The 14,555-nt window shown below is 35.1% G+C and carries 9 protein-coding genes; all 9 read left to right on the forward strand.

Annotated elements, in window-relative coordinates; genetic code table 11:
- Positions 1-11: 11 nt before the first annotated feature.
- The 9 genes from JE46_RS18825 (at position 12) to JE46_RS18870 (ending at position 13,773) form a co-directional block, all read left to right on the forward strand.
- Positions 12-1,232: a glycoside hydrolase family 88/105 protein gene (locus JE46_RS18825; protein WP_035136835.1), complete on the forward strand. Its 1,221-nt coding sequence runs from the start codon at positions 12-14 to the stop codon at positions 1,230-1,232.
- 176 nt (positions 1,233-1,408) lie between these two features.
- Positions 1,409-3,100 carry a glycoside hydrolase family 28 protein gene (locus JE46_RS18830; protein ID WP_031456832.1) on the forward strand — a complete coding sequence of 564 codons (1,692 nt, stop codon included), beginning with the start codon at positions 1,409-1,411 and terminating at the stop codon, positions 3,098-3,100.
- A gap of 303 nt (positions 3,101-3,403) precedes the next feature.
- Positions 3,404-6,625, forward strand: a complete 3,222-nt coding sequence (locus JE46_RS18835) for a pectinesterase family protein (RefSeq protein ID WP_083480907.1) — start codon at positions 3,404-3,406, stop codon at positions 6,623-6,625.
- Between the two features lie 12 nt (positions 6,626-6,637).
- The gene (locus JE46_RS18840) at positions 6,638-8,926 is read left to right on the forward strand and encodes a glycosyl hydrolase family 28 protein (protein ID WP_031456834.1); all 2,289 of its coding nucleotides are present in this window, start codon (positions 6,638-6,640) and stop codon (positions 8,924-8,926) included.
- A 72-nt stretch (positions 8,927-8,998) separates the two neighbouring features.
- Entirely contained in the window at positions 8,999-9,985 is a 987-nt protein-coding gene (locus tag JE46_RS18845) for an alpha/beta hydrolase (RefSeq protein ID WP_031456835.1), read from the forward strand.
- Positions 9,985-10,800, forward strand: coding sequence for a rhamnogalacturonan acetylesterase (locus JE46_RS18850; protein ID WP_031456836.1), 816 nt, complete (start codon positions 9,985-9,987; stop codon positions 10,798-10,800). The genes JE46_RS18845 and JE46_RS18850 overlap by 1 nt, the downstream gene beginning before the upstream one ends.
- Positions 10,801-11,268: 468 nt before the next feature.
- Positions 11,269-12,225 carry a tetratricopeptide repeat protein gene (locus JE46_RS18855; protein WP_031456837.1) on the forward strand — a complete coding sequence of 319 codons (957 nt, stop codon included), beginning with the start codon at positions 11,269-11,271 and terminating at the stop codon, positions 12,223-12,225.
- Between the two features lie 279 nt (positions 12,226-12,504).
- On the forward strand, positions 12,505-12,972 hold the full coding sequence (locus tag JE46_RS18865; RefSeq protein WP_123921988.1) for a hypothetical protein: 468 nt from the start codon (positions 12,505-12,507) through the stop codon (positions 12,970-12,972).
- A 72-nt stretch (positions 12,973-13,044) separates the two neighbouring features.
- Positions 13,045-13,773 carry a phosphodiester glycosidase family protein gene (locus JE46_RS18870; protein WP_031456840.1) on the forward strand — a complete coding sequence of 243 codons (729 nt, stop codon included), beginning with the start codon at positions 13,045-13,047 and terminating at the stop codon, positions 13,771-13,773.
- The last annotated feature ends 782 nt before the right edge of the window (positions 13,774-14,555 follow it).

The following is a 14,555-nucleotide window of genomic DNA, read 5'->3' on the forward strand; positions in this document are numbered from 1 at the left end:
TCAAATAAAAAATGATAAATAAAATTAAATATTACGTCCTCTCAATTCTGGTTTACCACTTGGCTTCATTTGGGCAATTAAAACCAAAGGACAATCAAATTTCACCAATTGAATGGGCTAAAAAAATGGCCGATTCCGATCAAAAACGTACTCCAAATCCGGTATTTCTGGATGGTGTAAAATTTCCTAAATGGAATTATACAAACGGATTGGTAACACTTGCCAATCAACAGTTATATGATTATACAAAGGAACAAAAGTACTGGGATTACGGAGTTTTATATGCTGATCAGCTCATTGATAAGGAAGGAAAAATATTAGGAGGTTACGAACTGGAAAAATATAGTCTTGATTTGATAAACTCCGGAAAAATTCTTTTTGAAATATATAAAAAAACGGGTGAGGAGCGCTACAAAAAAGCAATGGACACACTCCACAAACAGTTAGAAGGTCATCCAAGAAACTCAGATGGAGGCTATTGGCACAAGAAAAGTTACCCTTGGCAAATGTGGCTGGATGGCGTTTATATGGCAGATCCGTTTTCTGCAGAATATGGAGCCGTTTTTAATGTTCCGAAGTCCATTGATGATGCCATTTTGCAGGCAGAACTCATTCAAAAACACACTTTTGATTCAAAAACCGGACTGAATTTTCATGGCTATGATGAGAAGAAAGCACAATTTTGGGCGAATAAGGAAACAGGACGTTCTTCCCACATATGGGGACGCGCTCAGGGCTGGTATTGTATGGCCTTGGTTGATATTCTGGACTTTGTTCCGGCAGAGCATCCCAAACGAAAAGATTTGATAAAAATCCTCCAAAAAGTATTTACAGCTGTCCTTAAAGCACAGGAAAAAGATGCTGGGGTATGGTGGCAGGTAATGGATCAGCCGGGGCGTAAAGGCAATTATCTGGAATCAACCTGTTCAACGATGTTTGTTTATTCGTTTGCGAAGGCGTATCGAAAAGGATATGTAGGTTTAAAGTTTCTAAAATCGGCAAGGATTGGTTTTAACGGAATCCAAAAACAGTTCATCAAAGAAAATGCAGACGGCACTATTTCGATTTCAAAATGCTGTGCTGTTGCCGGATTAGGAGGAAAAAATCCTAAAGATCGTGATGGTTCATTTGAATATTATATTTCAGAACCTATAAGGGATGATGATGCCAAAGCAGTTGGTCCGTTTATTATGGCGGGTATCGAATTGCAAAAGATTTTGGATAAAAAATAATTTGATTGTCCGCAAAAAAACAAAATATCTCCATTTAGCCCCGATAGCAGTGGAAATCCTTGTGAGCCGGGGTTCGGCTTACAAGATTGCAACGAATAGCGGGACTACACGCCTGAAAATATTCAATTTTTCTGCTTCAAAAAAATTATAGCAGCGATTAAAACATAAAATTAATTATGATAAAAATTAAAGAAGTTTCCCTTATCGGATTAGTAATGTTCTCCCTGATTTTCTGTAACGATATTATTGCTCAAAATAAATCCAAACAAAAAAACAAGGTTTCCACAGAAAGCAAACTCCCTTTTAATATGCCGGAAGTACAGCTTCCAAAGTTTAAAAAAGACACGTTGAATATTGTTGATTTCGGAGCTGTTCCAAACACAGAACAGCTTTGTACAAAAGCGATTAATGATGCTATCAATAAATGCTCAAAATCGGGTGGAGGTGTTGTTGTGATTCCTTCAGGGATGTGGACTACCGGTCCGATAAAGATGCAAAGCAATGTAAATCTGCATACCAAAAATGGTGCTTTTATTTCTTTTACAAGCGATGTGAAGCAATACAAACTGATAGAATCCTATTTTGAAGGGAATAAGGTTATCCGTTGTGAATCTCCAATTATGGGAGTTGGTTTAGAAAATATTGCCATTACAGGAGAAGGAATTTTTGATGGAAACGGTTCTGCTTGGCGTCCGGTTAAAATTGGCAAAATGACTGCCGGACAATGGAGTGAACTTGTTAAATCCGGAGGAGTATTGTCTAAAGACCGTAAAATTTGGTACCCTTCAGAAGGAGCTTATATTGGCAACGAAGAAAAAGATAAACTTCCTAAAACGGCTACTGTCGAAAATATGGAGCCTTACAAACAAGCACTTCGCCCGGTAATGGTGAGTCTTGTGAATTGTAAAAAACTGTTGTTGGATGGCGTTACTTTTCAGAATTCTCCGGCGTGGAATGTCAATCCGTTAATGTGCGAGCATGTTACTTTAAGTAATCTCACCATTCGTAATCCGTGGTATTCTCAAAACGGAGATGGTCTTGACTTAGAATCCTGCAGAATTGGTACTGTAACAAACTGTCGTTTTGATGTTGGCGATGACGCGATATGTATCAAATCAGGTAAAGATAAAGAAGGTAGGGATCGTGGAAAACCGACAGAATTATTTGTAATTACGGATTGTGTGGTCTATCATGCGCATGGTGGTTTTGTAATCGGAAGTGAAATGTCAGGCGGAGTTAAAAATATATTTGTCAAAAACCTGACGTTTAATGGTACCGATTGCGGTCTGCGTTTTAAATCGGTCAGAGGTCGTGGCGGTGCGGTTGAAAACATTTGGATGGAAGATATAAAAATGAACAATATTCCAACAGATGCCATCAATTTCAACCTGTATTATTTTGGAAAAGCAATTGATGAAGATCCGGAAACAGGCGAAATGACAGTTGAAAAAATGGCAGTTTCAGAAGAGACTCCTTCGTTTAAAAATATGTATTTCAAAAATATTTATGTAAACGGTGCCAAACAAGCTTTAAAAATCATGGGAATCCCTGAAATGCCTGTTGAAAATCTGCAATTCAAAAACATGGTTATTCGATCAGAAGCAGGAATCCAAATCAATTATGGAAGTAAAATTGATTTTGATAATATTGATCTAAGACTTGATAAACCGGGTATAGCAATCAGTCTTTCTAACAGCCAGAATATAAATGTCGGAAGTTTTAAATCTGCCGGAGAAAACCAATTGTTTTGGGTTGGAGGTACTTCCACAAAAGAAATATCATTGAAGAAAAATGGTCAGAAAATGGCTTTTGATGAAGATATAAAAGTGCTGGAGTCGATTAAAGACGAGGTAAAACTTGTTGAGTAATTAGTGATTAGTCCTTAGTAATTAGTCCTTAGTGATTAGTTCTAAGCTCAGGATAATAATAAAAATATTAAAAAGATCAATTCGAGTGTTTTCTGTAATCGATATACAAGAAAAAATGTATCGGGAACCGTTTTGATAGTTTACTGTTCTCGATGCAATCCCGCTTTTGGGCGGGATTACTCGAACTGATTAAATGTATCATCAAATTAATTAAAATCTAATGAATTAAATTACGAATACACCTTTCTCCGAAATTAAATTGGAGCAGGAAGATAAGTTACTAACTATAAACCAAACCATAAAATGAAAAAACATTACTTTATGTTCTTGTTACTGATACTCTTTTCAGTAATGGGATTTTCGCAAACAATTCAAAAAATTGAAGCCGAAACTTTTAATACAGCTTCAGGAGCAAAAGCAGAAAATAATGCCGCGCTCTCCGGAGGAAAAAATGTTGGATACATTAAAAATAATACCTGGATTAGCTTTACCGGACATGTTTTTAATCAATACGACAGTAGCTTTAATATTTTGGCAGCCGGAGCAACAGGAGGGACGATTGAGTTGCGATTGGGTTCGGCAACCGGAACTTTAATTGGAACTGTAACAGTAAGCGGATCAACCGGATTTAGCGATTACAAAAAATTTTCAACAACAATTATACCTACAACCGGAACACATGATTTATATCTGGTTTTTAAGCATCCAACCAATACGGGTTACTTATTTAATTTAGATTATTTAGAAAAAGTGACTACCATTCCGGGTGCGATTACTTATAGTTTAACTACGAATGTAAGTCCTGCCGCATCGGGTACAGTTTCTTCGAATCCCGGAGGAGTTAGTTTTGTTGATGGAACTGCCATTACTGTAACCGCAAATAAAAACTTTGGTTATAACTTTGTTAGATGGACAGATGGAAACGGAACTCCTGTTTCAACGGCAAATCCATATACTTTTACGATCACTTCAAATGCTAATTTGGTTGCAGAATATGCAGCAGTAAATACCTATAGCTTAAATGTAAATGTTGCAGGCGCTTTCGGTTTGGGCGAATATACGGTTTCTCCTGCTGGTAAAGATGGTGCATTCTCTGTTTACGAAACAGGCACAAATGTTACGATTACGGCGGTCGAAAATGATATTATTAAATTCAACAATTGGTCAGACGGATCAACTGCTTTAAGTACTGCTGTTACAATGACTGAAAACAGATCTGTCACAGGAACTTATGATAACGCATCATTTATAGCAGGCTGGACCTTCAAGAACGATCAGTATGCTAATCCAAGAATTGCCGAATTGTTTTCTAAAGTTGAAAACAAACCTGAGCTATCTGCTTATAATGTTGCAGATAATGTTTTTGCACCAAATGTGAGACTGCAAAACAGAGGCGGGAAAAATGGTTTCTGTGTTTGGAATACGGTTAGAGGCGATTTCTTCTATTTTAGTACCTCTTTTTCAACGGTTGGATATAAAAATATTAATGTTTCCTCTGGACTTATTGGATATTATTACGGCTGTGACGAATGGACTTTTCAATATTCACTTGACGGTGTGACTTTTCAGAATATTTCAGGCTTAACAACCATAAATACAAGCTCAGTTACGCCAATCGGAGGAATACTTCCGGTTGAAGCAGAAGGAAAAGCAAAAATATATCTGAGATGGTTTCCAAATGTAAACGGACCAAAACACGGAAGTGCAACCGATGTAACTGCAACAGTATTGTCTAATGTGATAATCAAAGCAGAAGAAGTTTTAGTTTCGGATGCAATTGCTCCGGTGCTTTTGTCTTCAATTCCTGCGAATGCTTCAACAACGGCTGGTGCCAGCGGAAATATTATCCTTAATTACGATGAAAAAGTGAAGTTAGGTACAGGATTGGCAACACTTAACGGAAAAAATTTAACGGCAGAATTTGTAAATAAAACAGTAAAATTCAGCTATTTCGGTTTGGACTATAATACACAATATACTTTTAGTCTGCCAGCAGGATTGGTTACAGATCTTTCGGGTAATAATGCTGCAGCAGTTTCTCTATCATTTAAAACAATGGAAAAACCGGTTCCTGCAAAACGTGTATTCAATTTAATTATTGATGCTAATGCAACAGCTGACCAAATAGCCTCAGGAAAATATGTAAAAACCATTGCAGAGGCATTTACTGCAGCACCTTCTAATTCATCAAGCAGATTTTTGGTACTGATTACAAATGGAACTTATAATTTGGGTGGTGATGGAACAAATCCACAGGGAATTGTACTGCAGCTTCCTTCAGGAAAAAATAATGTATCCTTAATTGCCCAGTCAAAAGACAAGGTAATACTTCAGGGAAATCCGGGATGGGGAATCAAGAATGCGGTGCTTTCTATTGAAGCCAATGATTTATATATGGAGAATATAACAATAGAACACAAAGACGGAATCACAACATCAGGCCAAAGACCAGCACTAAACCCTGCCGGAGATCGAAATGTGTATAACGGAATCAAATTAAGAAGCAAGCAGGATACCCAGGTTACAGGCGGAAACAGAAGTTTTTATTACAAATCAACCATTGAAGGTGATGTAGATTTTATCTGCGGAGGAGGAACACATTGGTTTGAAGAATGTAAACTGGTTTCTGTAGCAAGTGGTTATATAGTAGCTCCAAATCATACAGCAGACATTAAATACGGATATATTTTTAACAATAACACCATTACAGCAACTACCAGTTATTATTTAGGCCGTCCATGGCAAAATTCGCCAAGAGCTGTTTATCTGAATACTACAATGGTAAATGAGCCAAATACATTAGGCTGGGCAAGTATGGGAACTTTACCGGCACTTTTTGCAGAATACAATAGTGTAAATGGAAGTGGAATAGCGGTTAATACTGCGAACAGAACCAATGTGTTTTCAGTGAGTGGTGTTAATCAGACAGGAAGTTATAATCCAATTTTGACCAAAGCACAGGCAGATCAATACACCATAGAGAATGTCCTTAGCGGTACAGACAAATGGGATCCTCGTTTGGTGGTGGAACAAATTGGAGCGCCAACTAATCTTTTGAATCTTGGTAACAACACGCTGAAATGGGATGATAATCAATATGCGATTTGTTATGTTGTAAGCAGAGACGGCAAGGTGTTGGCAATTACAACTGATGCAGCTTATGAAGATACTGCTGCAACAGCAGGAGGTAATTATGTTTACACAGTACAAGCTGTTAGTGAATATGGTGGATTGAGCGCTGTTAGTACTTTGGGTACTTTGGGTTTAGGAACGAAAAATCAATCAAAAGAAGTAAGTGCATACCCAATACCTACAAATAATATCGTGAACCTAACATTGCCAGAAGGAACCGGAAGCGTAAATTATGAAGTGTATTCAATTCTGGGACAAAAGGTAAAACAAGGCGTTTTAGCAGCTAATACAACCCGATCAGTAGATTTAAGCAAATTGACTTCCGGTGTTTACATTATTAGTATGAAAAATACAGACGGAGTAGTATATAAAGTAAAAGTGATTAAAAACTAGAAAAATTTAAATATGAAAAAACAATATTTTATTTCCTTATTACTGGTACTCTATTCATTAACAGGATTTTCGCAAACAATTCAGCGTATTGAAGCAGAAAACTATAGCGCCTACAATGGTGTATCCACAGAAACTAATGCGGCTCTCTCCGGAGGTAAGAATATCGGAAGTTGCAAAAATGGATATTGGGTTAAATTCGCAGGACATGTTTTTAGTCAATATGATACCCGTTTTGATATCGCAGCTGCCAGTAAAACGCAAACCGGATCACCAACAGTTGGCACTTTGGCCGGGACTGTTGAAATAAGAATAGATGCAGTTGCTGGTACTCTGATTGGTACAGCCAGTGTTAATGCGACTTCGACGTCAAATTGGACAACTTATCAAATTGTTTCTGCTGCAATAAGCCAAACGGCAGGTACACATGATTTGTATTTTGTATTTAAACCTGTATCAGGAAATAACTATGTAGGTAATTTTGATTATTTTGAAAAAGTGACCAATGACCCCAGTGTTACCATGTATAGTTTGACAACCAATGTGAGTCCTGCTTCATCGGGAGCAATAATTGGGAATCTATCCGGTACCCAATATGCAGAAGGAACCCTGATAAGTTTGACGGCAAATCCAGAATATGGATATGTTTTTTCAAAATGGGTAGATGGTAACGGAACTCTTGTTTCGACAAATAGAACAATTACGTTTGCTATGACCGCAAATACCACCCGTGTTGCACAATTTGTGGCAGAGACTTTTCCTGATGCCGCCACTACACAAATCCTGCCTAACATACCTGCCACTCAATATGTGATTACCGAGGCAATATATGGGGGAAGCACTTCCAATCTTGATAATGCAGCGGCTATAAATGCAGCCATTATTGCTGCAAACGCTGCAGGAGGGGGAACTGTTGTCATTCCTGCCGCTGCTTCACCTTTTTTTAGTGGCCCCATTACGATGAAAAGCAATGTTAATCTTTATATTTCGGCAGGTGCGACCCTACAGTTGATGCCTTACGGAAACGGAAATGGATCTCCTGCCGGTTCTTATCCAAACAGTGGAACAACGGATAGTTATACAACCTTTATTTATGGAGAAAACCTTACCAATATTGCCATAACCGGAGGAGGAACTATAGAAGGAGACGGCAGCGCCTGGTGGACAGCCTTTGATGCTACTGGTATCGGTCGTCCGGGGATAATACGTTTTAAGGCCTGTAATAAGGTTTTAATTTCTGATATTAAAGTACACAACGCCCCAAATGTTAGTCTTACCATGGGAAAAAGTGGCAGTGGCCGTGGTGGAAACGGAACAATCAAAAATGTAACAGTTATTGCACCGGAAACTGCTCCAAATACAGATGCGCTGGATGTATGGTACTGGGACGGATTGGATGTGCTGAACTGTAAATTCTCTGTGGGTGACGATGATGTGGCAGTAGATGCCAATTCTCAGAATATTAAAATTAAAAATTGTGCTTTTGGTGAGGGTCACGGTGTTTCGGTGGGAAGCTACACTTCTAATGTAAACAATGTTTTTGTCGATAATTGCAGTTTTAATGGCACTTCCAACGGATTCCGCCTAAAATCAGCTATTGATCGTGGGGGAAATGAAACTACATTTTACTATTCGAATGTTACGATGGAAAATGTATCGACTCCGTTTGCAATTACAAGTTGGTATCCAAAAGAGCCTACAGCGTCACCATCAACATTAACTCCCGGAACAGTTACAAGTACAACACCAACCTGGAAAAATATTACGTTCAAAAATATTACCGTAAACAATTCGGCCAACGCTGGAGTACTTTATGGTTTGCCGGAATCCCTTATCACCAATGTTGTTTTCGATAATGTGAAGATTAGCGCAAAGAAGGGAATGGTTGTCAATTTTGTAACAGGGCTTGTATTCCAAAACTGCTCTTCTATTAGTATTCCTAATGGTGATGCGATTATTCCTTATAAAGCAGAAACAGTAAACGGAAGCAACACAATAAGCGGCATCAATACAACGACTGGAGTTCCAACATCATGTAATTTATCAGTGAAGGATGTAAATTTTACTAATAAATTTTCTTTTTATCCAAACCCGGTAAAAGGAAATGATTTTACAGTGAGTACTGATACAGGGATTGAAAAAATTGTAATTTATAATCTTTCCGGTGCAAAAATAAAAGAGATGAAAGGGAATGATTCAACTCAACAAACCATTAATGTTGAAGGATTTTCTGTGGGTTACTATTTTATACAAATTATATTGGATAATGGTAAAATTAAAACAACGAAGTTTATCAAAGAATAAATTGATTACTGTCAGTATATTTGAAGTTCAATCCTATTATTGATTTTGATTACATTATTTAATAAGCAAAAAATGAGATTTGATAAAATCATTTTCGTTCTAAATTTTTTTCTGTGTTTCCAAATTTGGGCACAAAAGACAGTTAGTGCTATTCCAAGAGATACTTCTTTTACTGCAGCAAATGAGTTTAAGAAGAACCTCAGGCATTTTCCGGATATCAAAGTAGCTAAAGATATCTTACCGGCAGGAGTTGCAGAACACCGACAGGTTATTTACACCACATTAAAAAACACTCCTTTTGGAGACAGGGATTTGCATGTCGATGTTTTCTCTCCAAAGAAATCAGGAAAATATCCTGCTTTAATTATGGTTCATGGCGGAGGATGGCGATCGGGAGATAAATCATTACAAATTCCGATGGCACAAAAATTAGCTGCTAAAGGCATAGTAACAGTATGTGTAGAATATCAGCTTTCGATGGAAGCAAAATATCCGGCAGCTGTTTTCAATATCAAATCGGCTGTCAGATGGATGCGGGCAAATGCAGAAAAGTACCATATTGATTCTAATAAAATTGCTATTTCCGGCTGTTCGGCTGGTGGACAGCTGGCAATGTTGGTCGGACTAACAAATGGGGTGCAATCTAAAGAAGGCGATCATGGAAATTTAGGTTTTTCAAGTGAAATTCAGGCTATTGTTGATATTGACGGGGTAGTCGATTTTATGGCACCATCGTCTCTAAATTTAAACAGAAAACCAAATTCTCCGGATGTAGAATGGCTGGGAGGTACATTTTATGAAAAGCCCGAAATCTGGAAAGACGCTTCCGGTATTTTTTGGGCAAACGAAAAGTCCTGTCCCGTTTTATTCATTAACAGTGGATTTTCGAGATTTCATGCAGGTCAGGACGAGTTAGTCGGGATGATGAAAGAATGGGGAATTTATACCGAAGTTCATAAATTTGATGTAAAAATGCATCCCTTCTGGCTGTTTGAACCCTGGGTTGATCCTACGGTCAATTATATCTATGATTTTTTAATTAAAAACTTAAATAAATAATGAATTCAAAATTTACAGTTTCAATTTTTTGCATTGCTGCCAGCCTTATGATTATGGCTTTTACAACAAAAAAATCCAATATAACAACCGTTTATCTAATCGGAGATTCGACTATGGCAGATTATGCCAATAATTATGAACCGGGAAAAGATTATATGAAAACGAGATATCCGGTGACTGGCTGGGGACAGGTTTTTCAACAATTTTTTGCGAAAGACAGTTTAAAACAAGTAAAGAATTTAATAAAAACAGATAGTGTTTTTGTAGATGACCGGGCAAGAGGAGGAAGAAGCACCAGAACATTTTTTCAGGAAGGACGCTGGAGATCCGTATATGAAAACCTTAAAAAAGGAGATGTAGTTATCATGCAGTTTGGACATAATGACGGAGCTGTAGATAAAACAGAAAGATATGTAGATGTTGAAGGGTACAAAGAGTTTTTAAGGCTTTTTGTATCGCAGGCAAGAGAAAAAGGAGCGTATCCTATTATCCTGACTCCTGTAGCAAGGAATTTCCCATGGAAAGACAATGTTTTAAACAATGCTCATGGCGAATATGATAAAGCACCCAAAGATGTTGCCACAGAGATGAAGGTTTCTTTAATAGATTTAAACAAAGCTTCAAGAGAATTTTTTACCAAAAAAGGACAGCCTTACGTTACTGAAAACTACTTCATGAATTTACCCGCAGGCGTATATGAAGCCTATCCGGAAGGCCAGAAAGACAACACTCATTTTCAAACCAAAGGAGGAGTTGAGGTAGCCAGATTAGTTTTTCAGGGAATGAAGGAATTAAACTCTAATTTTAAAAAATAAAATATACGGTAGGGACCTAAAAATGCACGAAGATATATTTTTCGTGCATTTTTTTTTATTGCTGACTATTATAGGTTTTATGATTTTAAAAATGGCAGTTGAGCCTTGGAGAATTTAAGGACAACCAAAATACGCTATAGATGATTTGTGAAAATAATTTTATTATATTCGGAAAATAATAATGTACTACAACTGCGCCAATCTACCTAAAATTGGGTGTATATGTGTAATATAAATAAGTGGCAGAAATGTCTTAGGTGTACGGCGATAGTGATCATTAAATCAATATGGATATGTCACCATGTATGAAAAGTTTGTCGAAAGAACACAACAATTGCTGTCAGCAACTTCCTCAAATTGCTGGCTTTGTTTTTATGGGAAAGAGTTTTTTCCATAACTTCGTTTTTATTTCCATAAGCAGTAGATAGTTGTGAACCGTTGATAATGCTATTTCAAAATTTCAAAATCATGAAAAATATTTTAATTACAATCTTGCTTTTATTTTCATCAATTAGTTTTGGACAGAAAAAGAGCTTAAATGAAGATTTAATTTTATTTGAGAAAACAGTAGCAATACAAGAACTATTGCATGATGAATTATATCAAATTGTAAGTGCAAAAGACACGGTTGGCATAGATAAGGACGAAAAAATAAAACAGAAATTTTCTATTGAAATCAAAGAAAAAATTCTAAATAAAGTAATTAAAAACTACACAGAATTAATAGTAGAATATCCAAAATCAAAACTTATTTTCAGGGCTTTAAATAACAAAGGATTTGCAGAATTTGAACTTGAGGATTACAAGAATGCTAAAAACACTTTTTTAAAAGTCTTAGAAAGTGAAGCAAATGACAAAGAAAAAGGTGGAATTGGCTCAGGATTAATGGGAGAGCCCTATGCAAATTATAAAAACAGAGCTTGCAAAATACTTGCTGATTTAGAGATAAAAAATAAAAATTTTCAAGGCGCAATAACTTACCTTGATTTAACTAAAAAATATCCATATCGCCATTTTTGCGGAAATGAATTCGCTGCAGAAGAAATTTATATGGCGCAAATGTACTCTAAATGTTATTTAGGTCTAAATGAAGAAGAGAAAGCTTATGATATTTTAATACCAAACATTATTGAAAATGGTTTAGCAAGTAATTCTGAACTTGTAAATATTACATTCAATGCTTTGCTGAAAAACCACAAAAAAGAAGATTTAAAAGCCCAATTAGAAAATTCTTTTAAAAATGTTGCAGTTACAAAAGAAACCAGAAATAAAAATGAATATACTTATTACTACATAAATTTCTTAAATAGAAAAATTGAATTAAGTTACTGGAGATTAGGCGGAATGATGAACGAACAAGAGAGAGGGCAAATAATTGCTGAAATTCAAAATAATTCTGAATTTTATAAATTGCTGTCTGAATAAAAATACAGCCAACATTCTTGATTAGTCAAGATTAGTCAGTATAAAACGGCTTGCTGATTTTTTGAGTAAAAAATATTTATAAAAAATAATTGAGTTATAAAGACAAAAATAGATTGTGCAAGAAACCATAACCACAACTTGTGATCTTGTACAGCAACACAAATTTTAACAGAAAACTTAAGACAACCTAATATAATAACAACCATAATGAAAAGTAAAAGATACTTTATTCTATTTATACTTGTAATGAGCATTAATTATTCAAAAGCTCAAACTAAAATGATTGTATCAAAAAAGCATACTTTATTGGTAGATATGCCTAAAAACTGGATTCAGGTTCAGGATGGTCCTGTTCCTTTTTTTATTGTCCCTGATGAAAAAAATGTAAGTGATAAAACTTATATTTATGTTTTTGGTAACGATTATGAAACCGCACCTGAAATTGATAATTGGATTGAAATTGAAAACCAATATCAAAAAGAAAACAATAAAGGAGTAAAAATTGGAGAGCAGGAATTAAAATTCGAGAATATTCATAAAGATAATTTTTTAACCGGAAAATATAAGGTTATAACATATGATTATTTAGACAAAAGCCAGCAAATTACATTAGTCATAGAATGTAAAACAACTATTGTTATTGTGGTGCTGAATACAATTGATGAAGACGAAAAAAATAAATACATGAAAGACTTCATCGATATTTCAAAAACAATCAAAATTATGAATTCAACTGTCAAAAATTAAGTTTCACAGCCGAAATTAAATTTTAATTAGTTATCAAATTTGTTGCAGGAAGCTTTTCCAAATGCTAAAAAAATGAAGAGAAAACAAGCTGTCATAGTATTAATTATAATTTTGTTCACTTCAGTTGGCTTTTTTGTACAATCTAAAGAGCTAAAAAATGATGATGAACGTTTCATTAGCTATACCGTTAATCCAAAAAAACTAAAAGTTGAATTTTATTGGAAAAACCAGGAAGATGAAAATTTTAAAAATGCTGAAAATCTAAAGGTTGAATTGACAAAACAAAAAAGAGAACTTGTTTTTGCAACCAACGGAGGAATGTATAAAAAAGACAGCTCACCACAAGGGCTCTACATTGAGAATAAGGTTAAGAAAGTTGAAATCGATACAACTCAAAGTGGGGGGAATTTTTATCTTAAACCAAATGGAGTTTTCTACATAACAACTAACAATACACCAATTATTTGCTTAACAAATGATTTTACAGATAATAGTAAAATAAAATATGCCACGCAATCAGGACCAATGTTAGTAATTAACGGAAAAATTCACCCCGCTTTTAAAGAAAATTCGACAAACTTAAATATTCGAAATGGTGTTGGAATTCTCCCAAACAACGAAATAGTATTTGCAATGTCCAAAAAGGAAATAAATTTCTATCAGTTTGCAGAATACTTTAAAAAACTAGGTTGTTTAAATGCCTTATATTTGGATGGATTTGTTTCACGAACTTATTTACCAGAAAAAAACTGGATACAAACAGATGGTAATTTCGGAGTGATAATTGGAGTAACAAAATAAATTATTACAATAACCCGTTGTGTGAAATTGATTAAAAAAATTGATTTAACTAAAAAAAGTATAAAATCGTGAGTAAAACATCATTTTATAACTTAAGGCATTGATGTCATCCTGAGCGGAGTCGAAGGCTTTTGAATACGAAAGGGCTTCGACTAGGTTTATCCTGAGCGAAGACGAATGGACTCAGCCAGACACTTATTTTTAATTTCACCCAACCGGGTTACAATAATATTTAAAAGTAGTTTTGAATGAATTGAACATTAGTCAGTAACCATATTCATAAACATAAATTAAACATGACATTTAATAAAATATTAAAACCGATTTAGGAGTTACTGAAGTTATTGACAAACTAAATATTGTGACAGAAAAATTTCATACAAACTCTGGAAAAAAATACAAATTCGAAGGTAAGATATACAATTCCGAATTTCAAATATTTCCAACTTTTGATTATGGATCCAGAAATCAATTACGTCCAGAAATCAATGGAAAGATAGAAAAGCATGAAAACTATAGTTTAGTTAATTTAAAATTTAAAGTGCAAGACTATCTAAAACTTCCAATGTTTATAATTATAATTTTGAATTTAGCTTTTGCAATATTTCTTTTTATAAAACCAATTAGCAGCTTTTTTACCTGGAATTTTTTTATAATATTATTACCGGCTACATTCTTAATTTTCTACATAAGTTTTAAAGTTAAAATTGAATCATCAACAAAACTATTGTGTCAAATTCTGACTGCAGAAATAATAGGATAAATGTCTGCTAAAAGCTCTT

The organism is Flavobacterium chungangense LMG 26729, from assembly GCF_000735715.2.
Taxonomy (GTDB): Bacteria; Bacteroidota; Bacteroidia; order Flavobacteriales; family Flavobacteriaceae; genus Flavobacterium; species Flavobacterium chungangense.

Bases quoted from the DNA above. Each gene is read 5' to 3' on its own strand.
- JE46_RS18865 (WP_123921988.1), top strand. From the start codon at position 12,505: ATGATTGTATCAAAAAAGCATACTTTATTGGTAGATATGCCTAAAAAC.
- JE46_RS18840 (WP_031456834.1), top strand. From the start codon at position 6,638: ATGAAAAAACAATATTTTATTTCCTTATTACTGGTACTCTATTCATTA.
- JE46_RS18855 (WP_031456837.1), top strand. From the start codon at position 11,269: ATGAAAAATATTTTAATTACAATCTTGCTTTTATTTTCATCAATTAGT.
- JE46_RS18825 (WP_035136835.1), top strand. From the start codon at position 12: ATGATAAATAAAATTAAATATTACGTCCTCTCAATTCTGGTTTACCAC.
- JE46_RS18870 (WP_031456840.1), top strand. From the start codon at position 13,045: ATGAAGAGAAAACAAGCTGTCATAGTATTAATTATAATTTTGTTCACT.
- JE46_RS18850 (WP_031456836.1), top strand. From the start codon at position 9,985: ATGAATTCAAAATTTACAGTTTCAATTTTTTGCATTGCTGCCAGCCTT.
- JE46_RS18835 (WP_083480907.1), top strand. From the start codon at position 3,404: ATGAAAAAACATTACTTTATGTTCTTGTTACTGATACTCTTTTCAGTA.
- JE46_RS18830 (WP_031456832.1), top strand. From the start codon at position 1,409: ATGATAAAAATTAAAGAAGTTTCCCTTATCGGATTAGTAATGTTCTCC.
- JE46_RS18845 (WP_031456835.1), top strand. From the start codon at position 8,999: ATGAGATTTGATAAAATCATTTTCGTTCTAAATTTTTTTCTGTGTTTC.